This is a genomic window from Neolewinella persica DSM 23188, from assembly GCF_000373105.1.
Lineage (GTDB): Bacteria > Bacteroidota > Bacteroidia > Chitinophagales > Saprospiraceae > Neolewinella > Neolewinella persica.
This window is the reverse complement of record NZ_KB890442.1, coordinates 716-25,865: the sequence shown is the minus strand read 5'-3', so window position 1 is coordinate 25,865 and position 25,150 is coordinate 716. Positions and strand designations below refer to the sequence as shown.

The following is a 25,150-nucleotide window of genomic DNA, read 5'->3' as shown; positions in this document are numbered from 1 at the left end:
GCATAATTTGAAGCTATTTTGAAACCCTCCAGCAGGCCGTTAAGTGAAAACCTTCCGATCCGGGGCGAACCGGCAGTTCGCCCGACACCTCACCTGAATGGCGAGGTGCCCCAAGCGCAATCCTACGTCAGCAATAAAACCGGACTCACCCAAAAGGAAGCCAGTATGCGGCTGCGCCTGTATGGCCTGAACCGCATAAGCGTCGTTAAAGAAACTTCCCTTTGGATGATTCTCCTTAGTCAGTTCTGGAGCCCGCTGGTAGGCGTACTGGCCGTTGCTGCAGGTGTTTCTTATTGGTACGGGGAACGGGAAGAAAGTTGGGCCATACTAGCCGTCATCCTACTCAATGCAATTATTGGCTTCATCATGGAGTGGAGTGCCCGACGAACCATGGAGGCACTGCGTAATCTGGGCAGCCACCGGGCAGCCGTTTACCGGGATGAGCAGCTGCTGGAGATTGATGCCAAAGACTTGGTTCCGGGAGACCTGATTAGCCTCGAAGCGGGAGTGCTCGTGCCGGCCGATGCCCGTTTAGTGCAACAGACCAACTTATCTATTAACGAATCGATCCTTACCGGAGAGAGTGCTTCGGTGAGTAAGGTAGCTAAAGAGGCAAGTGATGACCCCTCCGTTGATGACCGCCGAAACATCGTCAGCCAGGGTACCATCGTAAATAGAGGAAATGGCCTGGCGCTGATCACCGCGACGGGGGACGACACGCAGCTGGGCCGGCTCGTCAGCATCACCAGTCAGAGCCAATCAGCTGACAGCCCCTTCGACAAAAAGCTTGCCCGCCTGAGCCATCGCCTGATTTGGCTTACGCTGGCTATTGCTGCTGCGATCCTGGTATTGGGCTTATACGAAGGCAATGATTTTTACCTTGTGGTTAAAACGGCGATTGCCCTTGCGGTGGCCGCTATTCCTGAAGGTCTCCCGGTGGTGGCTACCCTTACCCTGGCCATCGGGATGGTACGTCTGGCCCGCCGCAGGGTGGTGGTTAAAACCCTGAGCGCGGCAGAAACTCTGGGCCAAACGCAGGTATTAATGATTGACAAGACGGGCACCCTGACCGAAAACCGCCTGGAGGTGAGCGGAGTCTCCTCCCCCTGGTCTGATCCTTCAGGGCGAGTGCTTCCCAGCTATACGTCGGTGGAACAATTGACCGATTTGGATAAAAATCAATCAATTGGGTGGCTGCTGAATGTCTCCGTACTTTGTAATAACGCTGAGGTCACCGGTAAGGGTGAAACTGATACCGTTGGTGATCCGCTGGAAATTGCGCTGCTGAGGTTCGCTGTCGCCTTGGGCAAACACCCCAAAAGCGTTCGGGGCAGTTGGCCCCGGTGGCGGGAAATACCCTTTTCCAGCGAGTCTTCCATGATGGCTACCCTACACAAAAGCGTTGGTGCCAGGCTCCCCGAACTAACGTGCGTAAAAGGGGCACCGGGGACGGTTCTGGCTCGTTGCGGTCAAGCACTTACCACCGACGGAAGGAGTGGAGCATTAAATTCTGAGGACTGGCTGGCGGAGGCGAAGGCATTGGCGGAGAAAGGCTTGAAAGTTCTCGCATTTGCTTTCCGTGAGGGAGCCGTCGAAGAAGATAACTTTGCCCGGGATTTAACCCTCCTAGGACTGATTTCTTTTTGGGATCCTCCCCGGGACGGCATCCGGCGCGCGATCGATGATTGTCAGGCAGCGGGCATCAGGGTCGTCATGGCGACGGGGGATCACCCCGCTACCGCCCGGAATATTGGTTTGCGGACAGGACTGATCGATGAAGATGATGAAACTGAGGTAATTACGGGGGCGGATTTAGCGGGGCCGCAGACTACAGTGGTGGCGGGGCCGCAGGTACAAGGTACGGTTAACGAAGCACCGAAGGGCAACATTTACGCCAGGGTAACGCCAGAGCAAAAGCTCATCCTGCTTTCCAGGTTTCAGCAAGCAGGGTTCGTAGTCGGCATGGCGGGTGACGGGGTGAACGACGCGCCGGCCATCCGCCGGGCCGATATCGGTATCGCCATGGGCGAGGGCGGTACGGACGCGGCCAAAGAAGCAGCTGACCTCATTCTGCAAGACAACTCTTTCGCCGCCATCGTGGAGGCCATCCGAATGGGACGGGGGATATTCGACAATGTCCGCCTCTTCGTCGTCTACCTGCTCTCTTGTAATCTGAGTGAGTTACTGATCATCGGGGCCTCCTTTATGGTTGATTTTGCCGCTCCACTACTCCCCTTGCAGATTTTGTTCCTCAATATGGTTACCGATGTCTTTCCCGCCTTGGCGCTCGGTTTTACGGAAACCAATGAAAACGTAATGCACCGTCCACCCCGCACCCGAAAGGAAGGTTTTCTGGACCGGAAAGCGTGGTCTGAAATCGGCGTCTACGCGCTGGTGATCTGCGTTGTGGTACTGTCTGGAGCATACTTTACTCAGGATATGCTGGGGTACTCATCCAGGCAGAGCAACAACCTGATCTTTTATAGTTTACTCAGCGCTCAGTTGTGGCACGTCTTCAGCATGCCCGATAAAGAGGCTGCATTTTTCAGCAACGTTATTACCAGGAACAAGTATGTATGGCTGGCGATTCTGTTGTGCGTACTCTTAACCGGGGTCGCTTACGCACTATCGAACGTTCGCGAGGTACTGGGCTTAGCGCTTATTACCGATTGGCTTACAATAGTTGTCCCCGTTCTGCTGGGCTTGATCCCTGTACTGATTATCAGGCTACTGAAGAAGGCCGGCTTATTGGGCCATACGGAAAAAGAAATACCATTCAACGTATAGACACACAAAACCGGAAATCTTTTCAATTTTTTAAAACAATCTAAAAAAACAAGCAATGAAGTATTACAACTCAAGAACAATTAGCAGCACCACCGTTGCGGCTATTCGCCCAAAGGTAGAAGCAGCACTAAAAAAAGAAGGCTTTGGCGTGCTTACAGAAATTGACCTGCAGGCCACTATGAAGAAAAAATTAAATAAAGACTATTTGCCTCACCTTATTTTAGGTGCATGTAGTCCTGTTTATGCTGACAAAGTAATTAGCATAGAACCAACTATAAGTACGATGTTACCATGTAATGTAACACTTCGTGAATTAGAGAATGGAGCTGTTGAAATTGCCATCATTGATCCTTCTGCGGCGATGGGGGCCGTTGAAAACCCTGATTTAGAAGCCCCGGCAGCAGAGGTTCAAGAAAAATTGATGAGGGTGCTAAATAGCATTTAGCTTTTATAATGCACTCGGTCACTTCAGGTGGTTTTTAAAACTATGACCTGGAGTGACCGTGCATAGCACCGCTTTATTTTTGCGCACGGATCAGTCCTCCAAAATACAGTTGTACCCCGAGAGAAATATCAAACTGATTGGTGTTGGTAGTTGTAGAAGTTTTTACACCAGCCAACTCCGTATCGAATTTGCTGCGGGCAAAGTTGTACTTAAAAATGGTTTCGATGCCAATGGAGTTGCTGGACAAAATGGTAAAGCCCGGGCCCACACCGACAGCAAAAATATTGCTGCTCACGCTTTGGTTTCCCGCCAGTAAAAGGTTCTCGTTGGAGGAGTTTCCAAAACCAAAACCCAGTACGCCAAAGAAAGCCATCCGTTCTTTTACCGGGACATAATACCGTACGAAGGGACCAAAAAGAAAATCACTGTCGGTCCGGCGGTTATTGTCTGCATCCCGTTGGTAGCTATGTGTGTAATCCATTCCGATACCAAGCGCAAAGTCATCCATCAGGAAGTAGCCGATGTTAGGACTCAAATTGATTTGTAAGGACCTTGGTGTTTTTTCTCCGGTTCCAACAGAGGAAGACTGGCTGATCTTGGAGCTGGTGGCAGAGAAGCCGACGGTGGATCCCATGAGAAAATCACCGCTATTCATGAATTGCCCGTTAAGGCTTCCCGCCGCAAGCAGAACAAAGAGGAAGAAGGATAATTTGGAAAGCATGGTTGATTAATTTAGGAAAATGGAAGGTGGTACTGGATGCATCCAGTACTTACACAAATTTGCTCCCTCCTCTACGCATATCAGGAGCTAACGATCAGCGAAAACAATGATTGAAGTCACCATTAAATTAGGGCTACTGCCCTAATTTGGTTTTGTAAAACCAACCTTGTATGGGAAATATTCGCTCGGCTGTAATTGATGTATTCGAAGAAATTGGTGCGCTGTCTTCGTTCGCTGCGAGGTTTTTCCGAGCTGCGCTAAGTCGCCCCTTTGAGGGAAAAGAACTGGTCCACCAGTGTTTTGCTATTGGTTACAAGTCCCTGTTCCTGGTGTTGGCTACTGGTTTTATTATGGGGTTAGTCCTGACGCTGCAGCTGCGTCCAACCATGATTGACTTCGGGGCGGTAGCCTATATGCCAGACATGGTGGGTATTGCCTTTGTCCGCGAGATTGGCCCGGTAGTAACCGCATTGATTTGTGCCGGAAAAATAGGCTCGGGTATTGGCGCGGAGTTAGGTTCGATGAAGGTAACTGAGCAAATCGATGCTATGGAAGTTTCCGGTACGAACCCGTTTAAATATTTGGTGGTCACCAGGGTATGGGCCTGTATCCTGATGGTACCACTTCTCACGATTTCGGCGGACGCCGTAGGCTTATTGGGTTCCTATTTCATTGAATCGACCCGGGGGCAGGTGAGCATGTCCTTATATTTTAGCCGGTCTTTCGGTGCCATGGCTGTCGGAGACATCATTCCCGCAACGGTGAAGACTTTCTTCTTCGGCCTCGTCATCGGTTTGGTTGGGTGCTATAAAGGCTACTATTCCAGTAAAGGGACCGCAGGAGTAGGCACCGCAGCCAATTCCGCCGTAGTGGTTTCGAGCCTTTTGCTTTTCCTGGTTGACTTCCTGGCCGTCCTCATTGCGGATATATTCTATGAGATATGACCAGCAAACAGTTAAATAAAAAGAAGGGAACGCCCCTGATAGAAATACGGAACCTGACCAAGGCTTTCGGTAATAATCTGGTACTAAAAGGATTTGATCTTCAGCTCTTCCCGGGAGAGAATTTGGTTATTCTTGGAAAGTCTGGCTCGGGAAAATCCGTACTGATCAAATGCCTGGTCCGGCTGCTGAATCCGGATGATGGGGAAATCGAAATTCTGGGGAAACGGATTATCGACCTGGATCAAAAAGCCTTAGATGAGATCCGGACGGAAGTCGGTTTTCTCTTTCAGGGAAGTGCGCTCTACGATTCCATGACGGTGAGGGAAAACCTAAGGTTTCCCCTGCGCAGACACCCCGAGCGCAAAGCCAGTGCCGACGAAGATCAACTCATTTTGGCTTCTCTGAAAAGTGTAGGCCTGGAAGATGCCATCGACCTTATGCCCGCCGAGCTCTCGGGCGGGATGAAGCGACGGGTTGCCCTGGCGCGTACGCTCATCCTTAAACCTAAGATCATTCTTTACGACGAGCCGACCACCGGCCTGGACCCCATCACCGCCAACGAAATCATTCAGCTGATGCTTAAGCTCCAGGATGAACTCGGTACCGCTTCCATCATCATCACCCACGACATGGATTGTGCCCGCGTAATCTCTAACCGAGTGATTATTCTCACAGACGGGATCAATTACGCCGAAGGAACTTATCAGGAGCTAGATGAATCGAAAGATCCGAAAGTAAGCGCCTTTTTTAAAGACATTAATAAAAGAAATCATGGTTAAAGCGAATCCACTCAAACTAGGTATTTTCGTTACGGTGGCCTGTGCCTTGTTCATCTATGCTTTATTGCGGGTGAGTGACGGCCTTGACTTTTTCGGAAATACGATCACTACCTACGTCGACTTCAAGGACGTTAAAGGCCTGCAAGCCGGTAATAATGTGCGCTTCTCCGGCATTGGTATCGGGGAAGTCAAAACCATTACCATTGAGAACGACACCACCCTTAGGGTCCAGTTAGAACTAGATGCCCAAGCCGGAAACTTCCTGCGAAAGAACGCCGCCGTAGACATTGTCACCGATGGGCTCGTTGGTAACATGATCGTAACCATACACCCGGGAATTGGGCAAGCGGCGTTTATTGAACCAGGCGATGTACTGATCAGCCAACCAAAAACGGAGATCGCCGGAATGCTCAGTGAGTTATCCCGGACGAACGAAAAAATAGCGGCAATCACCGATAACCTTCTGGAAATAAGCAAGAAAATGAATATTGGCCAGGGTACTATGGGCCTGCTACTGAACGACGAGTCGCTGGCGATGAATCTGCTGAACAGCAGCGAAGGCCTACGGGAAAGCTCGCAAAATTTCCGCAAAACCAGTCAGCACTTAAACCAACTACTGGCCAGTGTTTCGCAGGGGGAAGGGAATCTTGGCTATTTACTCCAGGATGATGGACTGGAAGAAGAAGTGAATCGGTTGAGCAGTAATTTAGACACCTTGATCAGGGTTCGGACGGAGGCCATTTTTAAAGATCTGGAACTCACTTCAGGTGCCCTGCGAGCCTCCAGCCAAAAAATGGACGTACTGATACGGGACCTGACGGAGGAAGAAGGAATAGTTAGCACGCTGGTAAAAGACTCCGTGGCTGCTGGACACCTGAAGTCAACACTGGCCAATTTAGACCTGGGAACGGAAAAGCTTGTTACCAACATGGAGGCATTAAAACATAATTGGTTTTTCAGGGGCTATTTTAAACGTCAGGCAAAAAAGGAAAAGAAAGATAGCGCAGTAGAAAAACAAGAGTAGTCACGGCTTAAAACTTCTCTCAACCGGGCAATTATTCTTCCCGCATTCTCCGCCCGCCGGCCATCGGCACCCCTAAGCAGGGCGGTTAGCAACGCAACGAATCCGATCTCGCCCAACCGACTGACCAGGTAAGTGACCGGAGTTTCAGCCGAAGATCATCACCGACCAATGGGCACCCGAAGTCTTAGACTTGCGACGTTTGTAGCTGGGGCTACTTCAGTGTATCCGAGTAGGGCGATATTCCCGCTATTCTCTTTATAAAGTGTCAGTATGGAACAAACGTTTGTAAATAAGCGTTCGCAGCGCTAACTTTGTCTTTCAAAGTTCTTTATCAATAAAAAGTCAGGTGATGACCTATCCAAAACAAAGGCTCCTTTACCGAGGCCTGGCCGTTAGCCTTTTGCTACTCGTTCCTTTCCTTGCTATGCAATTTACCGACGAGGTGAACTGGTCTGGAGCAGACTTTATCGTTGCCGGTGTTCTGCTTCTCGGTTTGGTATTGGTTGGGGAGTTTATATCGGCTGCATTCACCAATAAATTGCACCGGCTATTACTGGGCGGCCTGGCCCTGCTGATATTCCTGTTGGTTTGGGCAGAACTGGCGGTGGGGATTTTCGGCAGTCCATTTGCGGGGAGCTAACCGGGGGGACGGTACTATGCTCCTCTATCCCACTAATTGCACCTGCGGCCCCGCCCTCAGAATGATCCAAAAAAACCACCAAAACATAGTGAGGTTCCGATCAACAGAATGAGGCCTCCCGCCAGGAAGAAAGATCTGGCGACCTCTTTGTGGTTCATTCGTTGATTCTTTGGCGAATCCAGCACGTCATCTTCCCCCTTCAACCGGAGAGCAGGTCCATCAATTTTTGCGATCAAGACAACTAAGCCGATCAGGAACAACAAAGCCACTTCCATAAAAGAAATGGCAGAAGTGTAAAGGATGTATTCCCCCGTACGAAAGGTATTTCCTCCCCCATCTGCCAGGTAGGCGATGAGGCCAATTAGCAGGCTTACGCCCAAAGCAATCAGCACAATCTTTTTGGTGAGTGACATATTAAATTTATTTAGCGAAAAACGCTGTAAAAGTATAAGTAGCGCCAATACTCCGGGAATTTCGGTCTTTCATTCCGCAAATTTTAACCGTAAAAAATAGTACCTCCCCCGATACAAATAGAACTACCAATTAACAGTACCAGGCCGATGGCCAGGAAAAAGGCATTACCCCACTGTTTATGTTCCGGCACCTCGCTGGCTTTGATCAATCCAGTACCCACAGCCCCTTTACGAAAGTAGGACACCAAACCGGCCACCAGTAGAAGAAAAGCTTCCAGCCCAACCCCGAGGGCCATTAACATCAGATAGCCCATACCGGAATGAGCATTCGGTTGGCTACTCGGTTGATCCGCTAAATAGGCACCAATACTGATCAGGCCAAGTATTACCATTGAGGCAAGAATCACTTTTCTTTTAATGGGCATATTGTTTTGACTTTGATTTCCGGGGGGTACGCAGTGTGGTTTGCGTCGCTTCAACGGCACAGGAATATGCGACATTTAATTGATAACGTCTTATTCGACTGCTACTGAGAAGACTTATGAACTCAGCCACAGGTTGACCTTACTGGCTCGGTCGCCGATCAATCTGTTTTTGGTAACAAGGTGGAATACCAGAGCCCCGTTGCACCGGATCTTTTTGAACACACAAACAAGGCAATCGGGCAGATTTTGGCGTTGCGGATTGGCGCTCGACCGTTTTAGCGCCGACGTCAAAGTAGTAAGTCCAGGCAGAAGCGTCGTTGGCTTCCGTGGCCGTCCAAAATTCGATTCTACCGGTCTCAGCTTCCAGGGGGTTAACCAGGTTACACTCCCCCGATCCCGCCAGCATAGTGTAGGCTAAGTCAGGGTCATCGCGGTATATCTTCTCAATCAGGTAATCGATTTCACCGACGCAGGGCAGTCGCCAGCCTTTTGAGACACACGCATCAAGCGCATCTTCCCAGCGATACGGCCCTCCGGCGAGGGCGTCCGTCATTACCCACAAAGGGCCGATACGTTTAAAATTGGTAGTACCAATCGTCTTACAGGCAGGCCCTTCAGGACCAGCTGCGGGCGTGCCTATTCCGGGAAGGTTCCCGTAAGTTTTTGGCCCAGAAATAAGTTGTGTTTTTATGATGGTATCCCGAACCGTCAGCTGAACAGTGTCCCGGATCATGGGGCATTCCAAATCCAGCAATTTTTCCCGGATTCGGTCCATACAGATGTCTCCATTCCGGTATTTCAGGTAAAAATCCTGGTAGGCTTCGCAATTATCCAATATTTGGAGTTGCTGATAATCCTCCCATACCCGACAGTTATTGGCAGCGAGCGTAGCCCGCATACCAGCCGAACAGGTGGTCGAATCTCCATAGGTGCAGAGGTAATTAACGTAGGCTTCACAGCTGTTTTCAATAATGGCCTCCTGGCACGCTGTGGGAAGCGGCTGTTGCCGGGTCCACCACCACCAGGCCAGCAGGACAAAGGGGAGCAAAAGGAAAGGCGCCAGCCACCACCAATAGCTGCTGTTAACGGGTGGAGGAACAGCTACGGCAGCAGCAGCCACCAACGTATTTTTATCTTTACAGCCACAGTGTACTTTGCTGTCCTTCAACTCTTTTAACTCCCGGTTTAGCGCAGGATTAGGTGGCTCATCAGCACCAGGAAGCTGGGCTTCCAGTGAAGAAATCCTTTCGCTCAGGTAATCGTCAATAAGAACATCTGCCGGTCCCAAGCGGTCGACCAGGTCTGGATCCATTGGAACGGGCTGTCCGGGTTCAGTTTCTTTGCAGCTTTTCTGGTGCAGCTGGTGCATATATATCTGCAGGCAGTGCATCGGTACGTCTCCCTTTTCATTGGCGAGTTGGCCACAGATTTTCTTTGCAACGCCCTCTGAATCATTCACCGCCAGCTTATCCTGCGTATTGAGGACGTCTAAAAGGTTGACGGAAGCGTCGATCATTGACCCTTGCTTTAGGGGAAGTAACCTGAAGCGATTGTCCAACAAAGAGGGCAGTTCCGGTTCATAATCTGCAATAGACGCCAGAAATTTTTCCCGCAACACCAGGACTACCCGGATAAGCGGCGATTCGGGTTTTACCAAATCGCGGAGGAACTGAAAGAAGGACAGCCTCTCCTCATCATAAATTGAGGTTTCGAATAAGTGCTCCAGCTGGTCGAACACCAGGATATTTCTGCGATCTGATTGCCCTTCGAGTAATTGCGCAAGCTTCAGAGGGTCGTTACTTTCCAATTCGCCTTCCGTAGTTTCGGCCAATGCCTCGCGTAAAACCATTGCGGTACTGGACAGTAGGTCTTCGTTGCCTTTTCTGACGACTAGTAACCGTTCAGCGTCCCGCTCCACTCTGTTGGCCAGCCCACACTGCAACAGGCTGGTTTTGCCAACCCGTGCTTCACCGTATAGCAATAGGATGGATCGGTTCTTGAGTAAAGTATGTACTTCATCGACGTCTTTTGCTCTACCATGGAATAAGGGTAAATCGGCAGAAACAAAAGGCTGAAGCGCATTAAAAATGGAATCACAGGGTTTTCGGTTCAGGTTTGCCTGAACACCCACGGCAGGGAGAAAGCTGAGTAGTTTGTTTTTGTCTACACGCAGGATACTGCTTCCGGTTTCTACCCACTCATAATTCCGGTCCGTTTCCGAAAGGTCAAGGTCTTCAATGGATTCCAGACCAGGTATTTCTTCCCCGAGTTCCAAAAAAGAAACCGGGAAAGTGGTGGCCTTGGCTGCCTGATGCCATTCGGTCAGTACGGTCTGTTGTTCTACCGTTTCCTTTAGTTGCTGGTTGCTGCCGACCGCAGGTATTGCTTTTCCGAAAAGGTCCAACTTGATAGGAACGTCAGTAGTTGAGAGCTCTACTTTGCTCGTTGAAGCCGCGCGAAGCTGAAGTACCAACCTTTCCATTGCCGCCAGCGCGGAGCGGCGGTCGGGATGGAATGGGCTATAGAGAAAAGCATTTTCCGTTGCCATTCTGAAATAGCAGGTGGAATCAGCAAAACCCGGGGAAAGGGAGTAAAGCTCAAAGTGCATAGGAGTGTTGTCAAGTGCCTGTATAGGAAAGACTAAAACTGAAGTGGTTAGGGACTCACTTCATACTTAAAGTTCTAAAAATAGGGCTTTCATAGCAATCTATACTAGGTTTGACACGTCTTCGTAGAAAGGATGGTTTACGCAGCACGAAGTGAGACTGGTGACCAAATGCTGTTTTCCAATTGTTTCCGTTGGTGGACCATCTATCGTTTAGGCAGAAAAAACGGATAAGTAAATACATACCGTCCAGCACTCAGCAAGACTTTACCATCCTCTTTCAACTTGCCGATAATCGGCGCCGAAGATCCTGCCATCTCAACCTTCAGGGAGGAGGAAAGTGTACCCGGTAATACCACCGTCGCCTTCGTATTCGCGGGAATAATTACTTCGTAAACTAAGTTATCGTCCACTATCTCCCAGCCCGAAACAGCAGGTCCGTATGGTGTATCTATCTTTGCTGAAGCTTTGGTTAAACCGCCTCCGGGATGTGGGTCTAAAAAGAAGTGTCGGTAACCGGGCTTGGCCGGGTCGGTCCTCAAACCAGCTACATGGGTATATAGCCATTCCCCGATCGCCCCGTAAGCATAGTGGTTAAAACTGTTCATCCCTTCGATGATCGAACCGTCGGGCTTCTGCGTATCCCACCGCTCCCAGATCGTGGTGGCGCCCTGAGTCACGGGGTACAACCAGGAAGGGTATTCCTTACGGTTGAGTAGCTGATAAGCTAAGTCGTCCCGACCAATTTTGGACAGGCTGGAACACAGTAAGGGTGTTCCCACAAATCCCGTTGTCAGGTGACCGAAGCGTTCCACATCGGCGGCGAAGTAAGCAGCGGCCTGGTCAAAAATCAATGGGTTTACCAAATCAAAAGCGAACGCCAAAGCGTAGGCGGTCTGGGTAGGAGATACCATCCGTCCACTAGCCGTAAAATACTCATGTTGGAAGGCTCGTTTTATGTTGTTGGCTAAATAAGCATAATCGGCGCTTTCCTGCCGCTTGCCCAAAATGGCAGCTACTTTACTTAGTTTATTGGTAGAGTAATAGTAATAGGCCGTAGCAATCAGGTCTTTTTCCGTAACGGAGCCCGCGTAGTCCGGCTTATCCGAATGAAAGGCCAACCAATCGCCCCAGTGCCAGTCTTTGGGGTTGTTCCACAGATGATCCTCCCCGGCCCGGTCACTCATAAACTCCACCCACCCTTTAATGCTCTCGTACTGCTCTTTCAGGATACGCGTATCGCCGTAGCTCTGGTAAACCGTCCACGGCACCACCACGGCAGCGTCGCCCCAGGCGGTAGCACCGCCTTTACCGTCCCACATGTCGGGCACAACGTGGGTGACCATCCCGTTAGGTCGCTGGTCGGCGGCGAGGTCTTTGAGCCACTTCGTGTAAAAGGCGGCTACGTCGAAATTGTAAGCAGCCGTCATGCTGAATACCTGCGCATCGCCCGTCCAGCCAACCCTTTCGTCTCGCTGTGGGCAATCGGTCGGTATGTCCAGGAAGTTGTCTTTTTGGCCCCATTGAATATTGCTTTGTAGCTGATTGATCAGCGGGTCGGAACAGGAAAATTCCCCGGTTGACGGCATGTTGGAGTGGATCACGATACCGGTCAACTCCTCTAAGGTCGGCTCAAAACCAATCACCTGGATAAAGCGAAAACCGTGGAACGTGAAACGTGGTTCGAAGACCTCCTCTCCCCCACCCTTCAGTACGTACACGTCCGTAGCTTCTGCGGCGCGCAGGTTGGTGGTAAAGAAGTTTCCTTCTTTGTCCAGTACTTCGGCGAAGCGCAGGACGACAGAGTCACCAGCGGCACCCCGTAGCCGAATCCGTGCTCGCCCGACGATGTTTTGCCCCAGGTCGTACACCCGTTCGCCTTTCGGTGTAATGATGATTTCTTTCGGCGTAATTTCTGAAATTGCCCTGACGGGAACGCTGTTAGCGGCGACCAACTGCTTTTTAGGAATATCCTGAGTGGCTACGACTGTCCAGGCTGTATCGATAAAACCAGTCTGCTGCCAGCCGGGCATTTCGTTGCGCGCGTCGTAGCGTTCGCCGTTGTAGATGTCGGAGCTGCGGAAGGCGCCGGTCGTCGCACCCCAGCTGTTGTCGGTCCCGATAATCTCCGTAGAACCGTTGGTATAAGTGATTACGAGTTGTGCCAGCAAGGCCAGCCGATCCCCGTAGTAGCCTCGTTTGCCATCCCAGCCCAGGTAGCCACGGAACCAGCCGTCGGCCACGTTGGCGGCCAGGGTATTCTTCTCCGCCAGCATCTCCGTCACGTCATAAGTCTGGTATTGCAGTCGTTTGTGATAGCTCGTAAATCCGGGCGTAAACAGTTGATCTCCTACCTTTTCACCGTTGAGGTAGCATTCGTAAAGGCCATGCGAGGTGGCGTACAGCCGGGCAGATCGGATCTTTTTACTGACAGTAAATTCCTTGCGATAATAGTGGCTGGGCAAGGAGGTTTTGGAGGAAGGCTCGTTGGCCAGCGTGATCCATTCCGCGCTCCAATCGCTGGTTTGCAACAGCCCCGTCTCCCAAAAGGCAGGCGCACTCCAGGCAGAGACTTCGTTTTTTTGGTTCCAAATCCTTACCTGCCAATAGCGCCGTTCGCCGGAAGCAAGCTTCGGGCCAGCATACTCAATTTGGTTTGACTGAGCGCTTTCGACCTTACCGCTTGACCAGGTAATTCGTCTGATTTTAGTTAGTTCTTCGGCTGTTTCAGCTGCCCGGATCTCGTAGGCAGTTTGTCGTGCTCCGGGTGTCTCGTCAGTCATCCACCAACTGAAACGGGGAGTCGAGACGTCAATTCCTATAGGATTTTTCAGATACTCACAACGGAGGTGTTCGGCAACTGGTTGGGCATTCAATCCGAAAGTCAGGGACATAAGGAAGGTAAAAACGAGGGATCCCATGCGCATGATAGACATCAAATTTGAAGAACAATATAAGTTAATATAGTCATGGCGCGGTCGCAGGTGCACTGAGTGGTTTAAGCAGCAAGCAAATTTACTGTTGGCAAGGTTTTTTGCTTTGTTCCTCCGTTCTTCCCCTGGCACCTGCGGCCGCGCCCAAAAAACCTGCCATTGAAAACCTTATCTTCGCGCCCCGCCCCGCAAAAGAATTTCTATCATGACCCCACCAATTGCCAAAAAAGTACCGAAAACCCTATCTGCTCACGGCCACGACAGGATCGATAATTATTATTGGTTGAACCAGCGGGAAGACCCTGAGGTCATCGCTTACCTGGAAGCAGAAAACGCCTATTTCGACGCTGCGACGGCTGACCAGCAAGCCCTGAAGGACGAATTATTTGCAGAAATAAAGGGACGTATTAAGGAAGACGACGTAAGTGTACCTTACGATTTCCGAGGGTATACTTACCAAACAAAGCATGAAATCGGTGATCAGTACCCACGATATGTGCGGACGAAAATCGGTGAGACGGAAGAGCAACTGATGCTCAACGTCAACGAAATGGCCCAGCCCCACGATTTTTATAACGTTGGCGGATTAAGCGTGAGCGACGATAACCGCTACCTCGCTTACGGAGAGGATACCATCAGCCGCAGGATCTACACAATCCACATCAAGGACTTGCTGACGGGACAAAACCTTCCGGATCAAATTCCGAATACTACGGGTGGTTCGGTCTGGAGTGCCGACGGGCTGTACCTGTTTTATTCCGTAAAGGACGAAGCTCTGCGGCCATACAAGATCATGCGACACAAACTTGGCACCGCGCCACAGGATGATGTGGTGGTCTATGAAGAAGCCGACGAAACCTTCCGGGCCTTCGTTTACCGCAGTAAATCGCGGAAATACATCATCATGGGCTCTGCCCAAACGGTTAGCAATGAATACCACCTGCTACTGGCAGATAAGCCCCTGAATGAACTTCGGATGTTTCAGGCACGTGAACGTGACCTGGAGTACAGCATCGCACACATCGATGATCGGTTTTACGTCCTTACCAATAAGGACGCCAGGAATTTCCAGCTGATGGTAACGTCAGAAGATGCGACCACCAAAGACAACTGGTCTACGCTGATCCCACACCGTACCGACGTTTTGCTCGAAGATGTGGACTTGTTCAAAAACTTTCTGGTCCTGAGTGAGCGTAAAAATGGCCTTAATCAATTACGGATCATTGATTTCCACGGTAGCCAGCAGGTTTCAACGGATGCCAAAGCTGCAGGTTTAACCGGGGGGGCTTCCCCTGACCTTACCAACTGGAAAGAACACTACCTGGAGTTCAGCGACGAGGCCTACATGGCTTACACCAGTCAGAACCCGGAGTTTGATACCCAAACCTTACGTTTCGGGTACCAGAGCATGACCACGCCCGCCAGCACCTACGACTACGACATGGTCACCAGGGAAAAGGTCCTCCTCAAACAGCAACCAGTACTTGGAGATTTTGACGCCGCCAACTACACAAGTGAACGCCGCTTCTCCGAATCCCGCGACGGGACCAAAGTTCCGCTAAGCATCGTTTACCGAAAAGGCACCAAAAAAGACGGCAGCGCTCCCCTACTCCTCTACGCCTACGGTAGCTACGGGCACAGCATGGATCCCTATTTTAGCATGGCACGGCTGGCGCTGTTGGACCGTGGCTTTATTTATGTGATTGCCCACATCCGTGGCGGCGAGGAAATGGGTCGGCACTGGTACGAAGACGGAAAGCTGTTGAACAAGAAAAAAACGTTTACCGATTTCATTGATGCTGGTGAATGGCTTGTTGCTAACCACTATACTACGACCTCCGGTCTCTTCGCTATGGGTGGTAGCGCCGGTGGCTTGCTGATGGGCGCTATCGCAAATATGCGGCCCGACCTTTGGGCGGGCATTGTTGCCGCCGTCCCCTTTGTGGACGTAGTCACCACCATGCTCGACGACACCATCCCGCTTACTACAGGAGAATACGATGAATGGGGCAACCCAAACGTAAAAGAATACTACGATTACATTCTGAGCTATAGCCCCTATGACCAGGTAGAAGCTAAGAATTACCCTAAAATGCTGGTAACCACCGGCCTGCACGATAGCCAGGTACAATACTGGGAGCCCGCCAAATGGGTTGCCAAATTACGGGAACTTAAAACGGACGATCACCAGTTGCTGATGCACACCAATATGGAGGCTGGGCACGGAGGAGCGTCCGGGCGCTTCAACGCCATCAAAGAAGTAGCCAGGGACTACGCCTGGCTGCTCTCGCAGGTGGTAAAGAAATCGTAAGGATTTAGGCGTGGCGAAACTTTGACCGTTGCCTGATGTACTTTTGCGGGGTGGAGCGTGTTGATAAAATGCGCTCCGTTCCGGCGTGTACTTACGTAGAAGTACGGGTTGACCAATTTGTACTTACGTAGAAGTACGTGTTTAAAAACTAAGCTAAGCCCACAACGTGCTAAAACGACTAGACAAATTAATGGTAAAATCGTTCATAGGCCCCTTCGTGGTAACCTTTGCGATCGCCGTATTTGTCCTCATGATGCAAGTACTGTGGCTGTACCTCGACGACATCGCCGGAAAAGGACTCGGCTTTTTCACCGTCATCGAACTGATGGCCTACAAATGCGTAGGCCTGGTCCCACTGGCGCTCCCGCTGGCCTTACTGATCTCCTCGGTGATGGTCCTCGGTGGTATGGCAGAACATTACGAGTTGTCAAGCTTCAAATCTGCAGGAACCAGCCTCCTCCGGGTAATGCGCCTGCTGATTTTTTTTGGGGCCATCTCTTCCGCCGTTAGCTTTTTCTGTGCGGACTACGTCATCCCCGCTGCTAACCTGCAGTTCGGTGCCAGGATGTACGATATCCAGCAGAAGAAGCCCACCCTCAATATGGAACCCGGGGTATTCAACGAAGACTTCAACCAATACGCCATTCGCCTTGGCGGACGGGATGACAACGGCCGCGACATCAGTGACGTTTTGATCTACGACCACACCAAGGCCGCCACCGGAGAACTAGGTCAGATCACCGCCAATACCGGAGAAATGTATTCCGCAAACGATGGTCGTTTTTTTGTCATGAAGTTGTACGATGGTGTTCAATATTCCGAGCAACGTGCTTCGGGCAATAGCGCCAACTCCAGACCCTTCATCCGCACCAGCTTCAAATCCTATACCAAGGTTTTTGACCTGAGCGAATTCAACCTTCAGAAGACCAACACTAAGCTATTTAGTACCAACCGGAGTATGCTCGCCACGTGGCAACTGCAGATCGGGGTAGACTCTATTGATGCCGACATTTCCATCCGCAAGCAATCGATCAGTAACCATTTGATCAACTACCTCCCACTCCTCAAAAAGGATACCATCACCTACCGGGAGGCACGCGTTGTGGAAAACGATAATTATGATGGCAGGCCGGAAGAGTTTAGTGATTCGACCACGGTAGACAGGGCATCACAATCCTCCGAAGAAACAGATCCAGTCGCGACGACCAATCGCCGAAATGCAGGTACTCCTCCCTCCCGGCCTGTAGCTCCCTTAAACAAACCGCAGGTAACCACTGCTCCGCAGGAAACGGACAAGCAGGGATCAGATTTGGTGCAAATACCCCAGAGTGACCGCCGTCGGCAGGTACACCAAAAGGCCTTATCAAATTCCCTGGTTACGGGTATAAAAAACTGGAATGGCGTGTATGGCCTCCTGGACAGTTTAGACACGAACATCGAAGACCGGGTGCTCAACCGCGCTCGCTCTGCGGTACGGTCCATCACCAGCCAGGCGCAGGCTGCCCAGCGCATACTTCCCGGTATCAAGGAAACCAGGGTCAAACACATTTATGACCTCCATATGAAGTACAGCATGGCCCTGGTCTGCATCATTTTCATTTTCATTGGAGCGCCAATGGGAGCCATTGTCCGCAAAGGTGGTTTCGGTTACCCCATACTGGTCAGTATCATCTTTTTCGTTATTTTTATTATCCTCACCATCTTCTGCCGCAAGCTGGCGGAAAGCTTCGTGGTCGATGCCGCTTTTGCGGGTTGGCTCCCCTGTATAATCCTGTTCCCCGTCAGCCTCTACATCACTTCCCGGGCCATGAAGGATGCCAAACTGGTGAACGTGGACAGCATTGTCATTTGGTTTAAGTCTGGTTTCGAAGCTTTGAAAAAATTGGGTGGAGCAAATCGGTAGATCGTTAGAATTAGTTGCCGTCAAAAGAACCATAAACTAATTAGGCGAGGACGCAGGTGCAAGGAAACAGGACGAAGGAGCAAAAGAAGGTACTTTAACTTCTCTTTAAGCCACTAATCAGGGTAGAAAGCGGTCATCACTAGCAAGCCCTTAAACACCCTGATGCCACAACTCGATCGCCTACTACTCAAATCCTTCGCTGGTCCCTTTCTACTGGCCTTCGCCATGGCCTGGTTCGTATTAACCATGCAGTTCCTGTGGGCTTTCCTGGACAAGATCGCCGACAAAGGCCTTGGCTTTAGTGTGATCCTGGAACTCATTTTTTACCGCAGCGCGGGCCTTATTCCGCTGGCCATCCCATTGGCGGCGTTAATTGCAAGCGTGATGGTGGTCGGTGGTATGGCTGAGCGGTACGAATGGTCGGCGTTTCAATCGGCTGGCGTAAGCCTGGCGCGGTTACTACGCCCACTAGCCTTCCTGGGCCTACTCTTCGTCGGGGCCTCCTACCTTACGTCCGATTACCTGATCCCTGCTGCTAACCTCCATTTCTATCAGCGCCTGGCCGATGTCTACCAAAAGAAACCCGGCCTGAGCCTGGAGACCGGCGTCTTCAACGAAGACCTGGACCGCTTCGTGGTTTACGCCTCCGGGCGCAGCCCGGACGACGGCCACCTGCACAACGTCATCCTATACGACCAACAAAAGCGGGACGGGCAGATCAACCAAATAAGTGCCGCAGAAGGCAGGTTTTTCACCAAAGGCAATAATGAGAACCAGCTATTCCTTACCCTCCATCAGGGAGAGCATTACCAGGAAGATCAACAAGGGGCCGGAGGAGCTACGTCCTTCGTTCGAACCAGTTTTCGGACCTACACTCTTTCCTTCGACCTCAGCCAGTTTGACCTGAAGGAAGGAGATCACCTATCTGGCGGGGATCACCACGCACTCCTCACCACTTTTGAGCTGCAGGCTGCTGCCGATTCAATTGAGGCAGTCATCCAACAACAAACCCTGGCCGCTGGCCAGGGGCTTAGCGACCTGGCTGACGTAATGAAGCAAAAAAGCGACGCTGCACCTGAAGTCCAACCCAATTCGCCACCGCTTAGCATAAGCGAAAGCTCCCTTCGTAAAGCCCGGGCAACAACGCGAAGGCAAGCAGCCGAAACAAAACAGCTTCTCCAAAAGCGGCGAATAAATCAGGAACTTCATAGCCGTTACCTTTATGAAAAACACGCCAAACTAGGCCTGGCGGCAGTTTGCTTCCTTTTCGTTTTAGTTGGCGGTGCTACCGGCGCCATCGTCCGTAAGGGCGGTTTTGGACTTCCGCTTCTGCTAAGTGTTGGCTGCTTCATCACCTACATTCTTCTCCTTGAATTTTGCCGGCGATTAATGAAAACGATGGTCCTCACCGGACCGGTGGCCGGGTGGATTCCGGTGCTGGCCATTGGCCTCCTTGCTGTAGTTCTGATGCGGCGGGCGGGAAGGTTTAGCGGGTAGCACGCCCCCAAGTCCTTTGCTACCTTTGGGGAACGCGCCTCAGGCGCGTTCAGGGGTCTTTGCACCTGCGGCCCCGCCTGATTATTCGTACTTTAATGGAAAGGCCTGTATTTTTCGCCCAAACACGAATACATAAACGCAAAGTAGCCCCTGCCGCCAAAGACGTACGCTACCGTTTGCTAACTCAGTTGTACGCTAAAAAATAAGAAGGCTTATGCCGATCAACGACCTTGCCAAACTTCTAAAGTATGCGAACCCGGAGTTACAACCGGGAACTTACGTGTATGTATCTGTAGCCGAACCACCCACGGTTTCAGCCAAGGATATAGTTATGAGCTTCCGGGAAAGCGAAGGGCTTACACTAATCCTTTCTAAGCAAGTGGCTGTTGCGCATGGACTAGACTACGGCTACGAAGCAAGTTGGATTACCATGAAGGTTACCTCTGCCCTGGAAGCCGTCGGTTTTACCGCAGCTTTTGCCACCGCACTTGGCAGTCACCACATCAGTTGCAATGTGGTGGCCGGTTACTACCACGATCATTTATTTGTGGCGGCCTCCGATGGGGAGCGGGCAGTGGAGATACTTCGGAGCCTCTGAAACAGAATTTCTATGACTGAATAAAAAAGTTTACGAAAGCCTTAAATCTGGTTTTCAAACAACTAAATACTTAGCCAAAGCACTTTTAAGGGCGCGTTCGCAGGTGCGTAAAAGGGGTATTAAAGCAAGGTCTCTGCTTAGGTTCACTACCTTCCGTCAATGAATATTGCACAAATCAACATTGCACAAATGAAGGCGCCTCTGGAAAGCAAGCTCATGAAAGAGTTTCGTGACTTTCTGGCACCAGTCAATCTACTCGCGGAATCAAGCCCGGGTTTCATATGGCGATACCGGGATGATAACGCACACGAATTCGAATATCCCTGGGAAGACGAGATGCTCATCGTTAATATGTCTGTCTGGGATAATGTTGAAGCACTCCAGGATTTCACCTATAAGACCGTTCATTCCTATTTCTTAAAAAGCCGAAAGCAATGGTTTCATCAACTCGGCCATCCTCATACCGTCCTGTGGTGGATCAAAGAAGGCCATATTCCTACCTTGGTCGATGCTAAAGCTAAGCTTGCTTTACTTGAGAAAAAAGGACCAACTAAAGACGCTTTCCTTTTCGCCCAGGCGGATCTATTCAAGCCCTAACGCATAAACCAAACCTCCTGAATTAAGCCGTCCTCCACCCGATAGATGGCAATTACTTCACTCGGCGGATCCTCCTTACTAAAAATTACACTTTCGTGGTCAACCACCTTGTCTCCCATAACGGTACGACTGACCAGGCGGCACTGCAAATCCTGCAAGCGTTCAAACATCCCGCCGTAGCCTTTTCGCATGGACTCTTTGCCCGATGAGCGCAATTCATTTGGGAAATTATATATCTTAATGGTATCACTATAGGCGGAAAGAAATAACTCGAGATTTCCGGTGTTGTAGGCGTCAAGTTGGGTTTGTACTGGTGTGACAACCGCAAACTTATCTTCCAGTTCCTGCGCATGGAGTACTCCAACAAATAGAACAAGAAGGAAAATGTAAGGACATTTCATTGTAATGGATTTTGGCGTAAGGTAAAGGTTTTCAATAAGGTCAATGTAAAGCTTTAGCCTGCTCCTTTTCACTTTGTACGGTACAATTGGAATACATTTACTCTCGCAACCAAAAACCAAAAGAGCATACTGAAATGAAATACCTTCTCCTGGCACTATCGTTCTACCTCACTGCCTGCAAAAGCACCGTACCTATCGTGGAGATGTCCCCCAGCCTGAACATCGAGAAAATTGATGAATTTATCTTCGCCTCCTCCATAAGAGCCATTCAGGTAGTTGACGAAAAAACCGTATGGTGGGCGGGCTCCAACGGGCTTATCGGCCACACCGATAATGGTGGGCAAAGTTGGGAGACCGACACCCTAAGTTACCAGGGGAAGCCACTTCACTTCCGTTCCATTTCGGTTACCCCTTCTGCAGTCTTTGTGCTTTCCATCGAGTCCCCCGCATTGTTGTTCAAATCAATTGATAAAGGACGCAATTGGCGCTTGGTGTACCAGGAAGACCACGCCGCTGCCTTTTATGATGCTATGCAATTTTGGAATCCCAAAGAGGGAATTGCCATGGGAGACCCCACGGATGGTTGCATCTCCATCATCATCACCCGGGACGGCGGAAACAGCTGGCAGAAACTTCCTTGCGCTCAGTTACCATCAGCAGCCGAAGGCGAGGCAGCGTTCGCCGCCTCCAATTCGAATATTGCGCTAAAGGGAGACCATGCCTGGGTCGTAACCGGTGGGGCGAAAGCAAGAATCCTACACAGCCCGGACAAGGGCAAAACCTGGACCATAACCCAAAGCCCCATCAAAGAAGGCGGACAAATGACTGGCATCTATTCCGTCGATTTTTGGGACACCTCCCGGGGCATTGTCTTTGGCGGCGATTGGAACCAACAAACCGATAACCTGCAAAACAAAGCCACGACCACCGACGGTGGTAAAAGCTGGCAACTCACGGCTAATGGTGCCAGCCCGGGCTACCGGTCTTCCGTTAAGTACTTCCCCAATGGAAAGGGCCAGGCCATTATTGCGGTCGGCATACCCGGAATTTCCGTCAGCCGCGACGCAGGAAATAGCTGGCGGGACCTGAGCACCGAAAGCTGGTACGCCGCCTCCTTCGTACCAGGAAAGAACACCTGTTGGCTGGCGGGGAACAAAAAAATTGGTAAGGTTGCCTGGCGGTAATGAGATAAGGTTGCCCGGCCTTCAGGCCGTGATGTTTTAAAGCCTTCAGGCTATATTACGGTTGTCACCAAATTATACTCAACGGTCTTTTAAAAAAATCAATAAGGCCGGGCAACCCAAACCAATCTAAGCCAAAGCCTCCAGTAAAGCCTGTTTCCTGGCAGCAGCGACCACCAATTCGGTGCCGTCTTCAAGGGTTACCGCCCCACCCTTGCCCCGATGGTAGCGCCTGACCTGACTTAGGTTAACCACCGTAGAACGGTGGATGCGGCAAAAGCCAGCTGGAGCCAATAGTGCATCGTAAAACTTCAGCTTACGGCAAATCAGTAGTTTTCGTCCGTCCGTTAACACAAAGGAGGTGAAATTATCCGCCGCTTCCAGGTATCGGATCTCTTGGGGCGTAATGATCTCCAGGCCATCGATCAGCGGCAGCGCCAATCGTTTGGGCACTTCACTGGCGCCGCTTTTGAGGTTTGCCAACAGGGCTTTATTTACCTGCCCCTGCTCCCGCAGGCCAAGCCTTGAGTTAACCTTCGCCACGGCATCGATGAGGTCATCAATGTCCACTGGTTTCAGCAGATAATGAGCGGCGCTTAGCCTCAATGCCCTGAGGGCATACTGTTCGTAGGCGGTAACGAACACTACTTCCGGCTCCTGCTCCGCAGGAAGTCGTTCCAGTAAATCGAAGCCGTTACCGAAAGGCATTTCAATGTCCAGGAAGATCAGCTCGGGCTGGTGAAGGCGGATGGCTTCCAGGCCGCTTTCTACGCTATCCGCTTCCCCGACCACCGTGACCTCCGGGCAATACTTAGTCAGGTAATGTTGTAGGGCCTCCCGACTTGGCTTTTCGTCATCGATTATGACTGTTTTCATAATTTAATGGTTCATGGTTCAGTAGTTCATAGTTCAATAATCCACAGAGCCGGGCCGACTATAAACTATTGAACTAATGTGAGCTCCACTCTCGTCCCCACGTGATCCTCCTCAGGAAAAGCATCGCCAATTTGCACACTAAAGTCTTCCCCGTAATACGCATTGATTAATTCCAGGCGTTGCAGGGTGGTTTCCAGACCGGTGCTTTGGTGATTGAGCTGGTTTTTAGTTTTCAAAGCTGCAGAACGGCTACGACCGATGCCATTATCCGTGATGGCTACCAGGACTTTTCTATTGTTCCGCACTACTGTCACCGTTAGTTGCCCGCCTTCCTCCCGGTAGCGGAGACCGTGCCAGATAGCGTTTTCTACAAATGGTTGCAGAATCATCGGCGGTAACCTAATATCCTCAAAACCAGTAGAGGCCGGTAGTGCGTAGTCAAACTTCCCCGTAAAACGTTCCTTTTCCAGCTCCAGGTAAAGGCTGAGTTGCTCGAGCTCTTCGGTGAGCGAAACGAAGTCTTTCCCCGATTGATCCAGCACATTGCGCATCAGCTTGGCAAAGCGACCGAGGTAGCGGTTGGCGCTACGTTCATCCTGGCGAGCAATGTAATTATTGATGCTGTTCAGGCTATTGAAAATGAAGTGGGGGTTCATCCTCGTCTGCAGGTTACGCAGCAGCAACGCCTGGTTGGCCCGTTGCCGTTTGCGAACGCTGCGTAAGATCAATACAACGGACAAGAGTGCTCCGAGCAGCAGCGCACCCAAGAGGTAGATCAGCCACCGTTGCAGGCTGACCTGATCGTTGAGTAACTGACGCTCAACTTCTGCCGATCGCAGGTCCTTCAGGCCCAGGTCGATGGTCTGCTGTTCCCGTAATACGGCCACTTGTTGATCAAGTTCATCCCGGCGTTGGGCCAGTAGCTGATCGTTGGCAATGGTGTAGTTGCGGTAGATGTCGGCCGCGCGGTCCGGTCGGTTACGATCGAGGAAAAAGTCGGTCCCTTCGGCGTAAACCGCTGTCGCAATTTCGGGCGGTGTTTCTGGTGTTACGGTATTGAGAACTTCCTCCAGCTTATCTTCTGCTTCCCGTAGCTTGCCTACTTCCCGCAGTACTTTGAATCGGGTGAAGTTGTCGCTGGTAACCAACGAAAGTGGCGCAGAGGGCAAAGCTTCCACAATGTTATTATCGAGCCTCGGTGCATCTTTGAGTACCGCGCTCCGGACGTTGCTATTCGCAGCAATCAGGTCTTTGGACTCCTCCTTGCTCAATTGTCGGTTCCTCGGCACCTGCGTCAGCGCCTGATCCAAACTATTCGCCGCATTGGAAAGATCGTTCTGCTGCAGGTAAACATCGGCTCTTTTAGCATTCACCCTTACTTGGGTAATGCTGTCCGGAGCAGCCGTCTGGACCTGTTGGTAATAACTCTGGCTCTCAACAAAATTGTCGGACCGCGCCTCCAGATCAGCCAATCCCTCCCGACAAGCATTGCTCAGTGTACTGCTTTTAGGGGCTAGCTTCAGGCATTGATCAAAACTGACGCGTGCTCCAGCATAATCCGCCAGGGCCAACTGGACCGTTCCCCGCTTCAAAAACACGCCCGCTCGCCCCGTTGCGTCCTGGGAGGACATCACTTCCATCGCCCGATCGTACCGCCCCAGCGCCAAGGCGCCCTGGCCAATATCTGCATAGATATCTCCCAACAACAAGAACACTTTCTTCAGTTCGTCCGCCTTCGGCTGTTCCTGGATTACGCTATTTAGTAACCGGATCGCCTCCGCAGGATCGTCCTTTCGCAGACTGCTAGCCCTCGCTATTATCGTCATTTCCTCACTGCTCCGCGACGCCTTTACTGGCGCAGACTGCGCGTCGGCCCAAGTAGCCGTTCCCAACAAAATTGCGAGCAAGAGGAAACGTAAGATCATAATGCAAGGTAATAAAGGTTGCAAGTTACAAGTTGCAGGGGTTGCAGGGGCGCTGCGCTCTGGTTGCAGGGGTTGCAGGATCGCTGCGCTCCGGTTGCAGGGGTTGCAGGATCGCTGCGTTCCGGTTGCAGGGGTTGCAGGATCG

Annotated in this window: 20 protein-coding genes; 12 read left to right on the top strand and 8 right to left on the bottom strand. The window is 51.0% G+C overall.

Translation table 11 applies throughout. The features are described 5' to 3' along the window. The first annotated feature begins 18 nt into the window (after positions 1-18). Both B036_RS34465 and B036_RS0117800 read left to right on the top strand, forming a co-directional pair. Entirely contained in the window at positions 19-2,787 is a 2,769-nt protein-coding gene (locus B036_RS34465) for a cation-translocating P-type ATPase (protein WP_020570091.1), read from the top strand. Positions 2,788-2,842: 55 nt separating this feature from the next. Continuing rightward, entirely contained in the window at positions 2,843-3,232 is a 390-nt protein-coding gene (locus B036_RS0117800; protein ID WP_020570090.1) for a DUF302 domain-containing protein, read from the top strand. Between the two features lie 73 nt (positions 3,233-3,305). On the opposite strand, the gene B036_RS0117795 is transcribed toward B036_RS0117800, so the two are convergent. Continuing rightward, complete coding sequence (locus B036_RS0117795) at positions 3,306-3,953, bottom strand: hypothetical protein (protein ID WP_020570089.1); 648 nt, start codon at positions 3,951-3,953, stop codon at positions 3,306-3,308. Positions 3,954-4,123: 170 nt separating this feature from the next. On the opposite strand from B036_RS0117795, the gene B036_RS0117790 reads away from it, so the two are divergent. The 4 genes from B036_RS0117790 to B036_RS0117775 all read left to right on the top strand — a co-directional run bounded on the left by B036_RS0117790 (position 4,124) and on the right by B036_RS0117775 (position 7,340). Further along, positions 4,124-4,897 (top strand): MlaE family ABC transporter permease, encoded by a 774-nt coding sequence (locus B036_RS0117790; protein ID WP_020570088.1) that lies wholly within the window; start codon positions 4,124-4,126, stop codon positions 4,895-4,897. Further along, positions 4,894-5,676 carry an ABC transporter ATP-binding protein gene (locus B036_RS0117785; RefSeq protein ID WP_020570087.1) on the top strand — a complete coding sequence of 261 codons (783 nt, stop codon included), beginning with the start codon at positions 4,894-4,896 and terminating at the stop codon, positions 5,674-5,676. Before B036_RS0117790 ends, B036_RS0117785 begins: the two co-directional genes overlap by 4 nt. Continuing rightward, on the top strand, positions 5,669-6,700 hold the full coding sequence (locus B036_RS0117780; protein WP_020570086.1) for an MlaD family protein: 1,032 nt from the start codon (positions 5,669-5,671) through the stop codon (positions 6,698-6,700). Before B036_RS0117785 ends, B036_RS0117780 begins: the two co-directional genes overlap by 8 nt. A gap of 349 nt (positions 6,701-7,049) precedes the next feature. Next, positions 7,050-7,340 (top strand): hypothetical protein, encoded by a 291-nt coding sequence (locus tag B036_RS0117775; protein ID WP_020570085.1) that lies wholly within the window; start codon positions 7,050-7,052, stop codon positions 7,338-7,340. A 56-nt stretch (positions 7,341-7,396) separates the two neighbouring features. On the opposite strand, the gene B036_RS0117770 is transcribed toward B036_RS0117775, so the two are convergent. From B036_RS0117770 to B036_RS0117755, 4 genes are all read right to left on the bottom strand, one after another. Next, positions 7,397-7,753: a hypothetical protein gene (locus B036_RS0117770; protein ID WP_020570084.1), complete on the bottom strand. Its 357-nt coding sequence runs from the start codon at positions 7,751-7,753 to the stop codon at positions 7,397-7,399. An 83-nt stretch (positions 7,754-7,836) separates the two neighbouring features. Further along, a complete protein-coding gene (locus B036_RS0117765) occupies positions 7,837-8,178 on the bottom strand; it encodes a hypothetical protein (RefSeq protein WP_026232088.1) in 342 nt (113 codons plus the stop codon). A gap of 139 nt (positions 8,179-8,317) precedes the next feature. Next, positions 8,318-10,726 (bottom strand): ATP-binding protein, encoded by a 2,409-nt coding sequence (locus B036_RS0117760; protein ID WP_169435074.1) that lies wholly within the window; start codon positions 10,724-10,726, stop codon positions 8,318-8,320. Between the two features lie 263 nt (positions 10,727-10,989). After that, on the bottom strand, positions 10,990-13,710 hold the full coding sequence (locus B036_RS0117755) for a glycoside hydrolase family 78 protein (RefSeq protein ID WP_211217410.1): 2,721 nt from the start codon (positions 13,708-13,710) through the stop codon (positions 10,990-10,992). Positions 13,711-13,921: 211 nt separating this feature from the next. On the opposite strand from B036_RS0117755, the gene B036_RS0117750 reads away from it, so the two are divergent. The 5 genes from B036_RS0117750 to B036_RS0117730 all read left to right on the top strand — a co-directional run bounded on the left by B036_RS0117750 (position 13,922) and on the right by B036_RS0117730 (position 20,622). Beyond that, positions 13,922-16,027, top strand: a complete 2,106-nt coding sequence (locus B036_RS0117750) for a S9 family peptidase (protein WP_020570080.1) — start codon at positions 13,922-13,924, stop codon at positions 16,025-16,027. 190 nt (positions 16,028-16,217) lie between these two features. After that, positions 16,218-17,930, top strand: coding sequence for an LptF/LptG family permease (locus tag B036_RS0117745; protein ID WP_020570079.1), 1,713 nt, complete (start codon positions 16,218-16,220; stop codon positions 17,928-17,930). Between the two features lie 162 nt (positions 17,931-18,092). Then, on the top strand, positions 18,093-19,427 hold the full coding sequence (locus B036_RS0117740) for an LptF/LptG family permease (protein ID WP_020570078.1): 1,335 nt from the start codon (positions 18,093-18,095) through the stop codon (positions 19,425-19,427). Positions 19,428-19,641: 214 nt separating this feature from the next. Beyond that, a complete protein-coding gene (locus B036_RS0117735) occupies positions 19,642-20,025 on the top strand; it encodes an ACT domain-containing protein (protein WP_020570077.1) in 384 nt (127 codons plus the stop codon). Between the two features lie 159 nt (positions 20,026-20,184). Next, positions 20,185-20,622 carry a DUF3291 domain-containing protein gene (locus B036_RS0117730; protein ID WP_020570076.1) on the top strand — a complete coding sequence of 146 codons (438 nt, stop codon included), beginning with the start codon at positions 20,185-20,187 and terminating at the stop codon, positions 20,620-20,622. On the opposite strand, the gene B036_RS0117725 is transcribed toward B036_RS0117730, so the two are convergent. Then, positions 20,619-21,023, bottom strand: a complete 405-nt coding sequence (locus B036_RS0117725) for a nuclear transport factor 2 family protein (protein ID WP_020570075.1) — start codon at positions 21,021-21,023, stop codon at positions 20,619-20,621. The genes B036_RS0117730 and B036_RS0117725 overlap by 4 nt on opposite strands. A gap of 134 nt (positions 21,024-21,157) precedes the next feature. On the opposite strand from B036_RS0117725, the gene B036_RS0117720 reads away from it, so the two are divergent. After that, on the top strand, positions 21,158-22,207 hold the full coding sequence (locus tag B036_RS0117720) for a WD40/YVTN/BNR-like repeat-containing protein (RefSeq protein WP_020570074.1): 1,050 nt from the start codon (positions 21,158-21,160) through the stop codon (positions 22,205-22,207). A 126-nt stretch (positions 22,208-22,333) separates the two neighbouring features. Here B036_RS0117720 and B036_RS0117715 read toward each other — a convergent pair whose 3' ends face one another. After that, on the bottom strand, positions 22,334-23,080 hold the full coding sequence (locus tag B036_RS0117715; RefSeq protein ID WP_020570073.1) for a LytR/AlgR family response regulator transcription factor: 747 nt from the start codon (positions 23,078-23,080) through the stop codon (positions 22,334-22,336). 65 nt (positions 23,081-23,145) lie between these two features. Further along, positions 23,146-25,005, bottom strand: coding sequence for a tetratricopeptide repeat-containing sensor histidine kinase (locus tag B036_RS32300; RefSeq protein ID WP_020570072.1), 1,860 nt, complete (start codon positions 25,003-25,005; stop codon positions 23,146-23,148). Between the last annotated feature and the right edge of the window lie 145 nt (positions 25,006-25,150).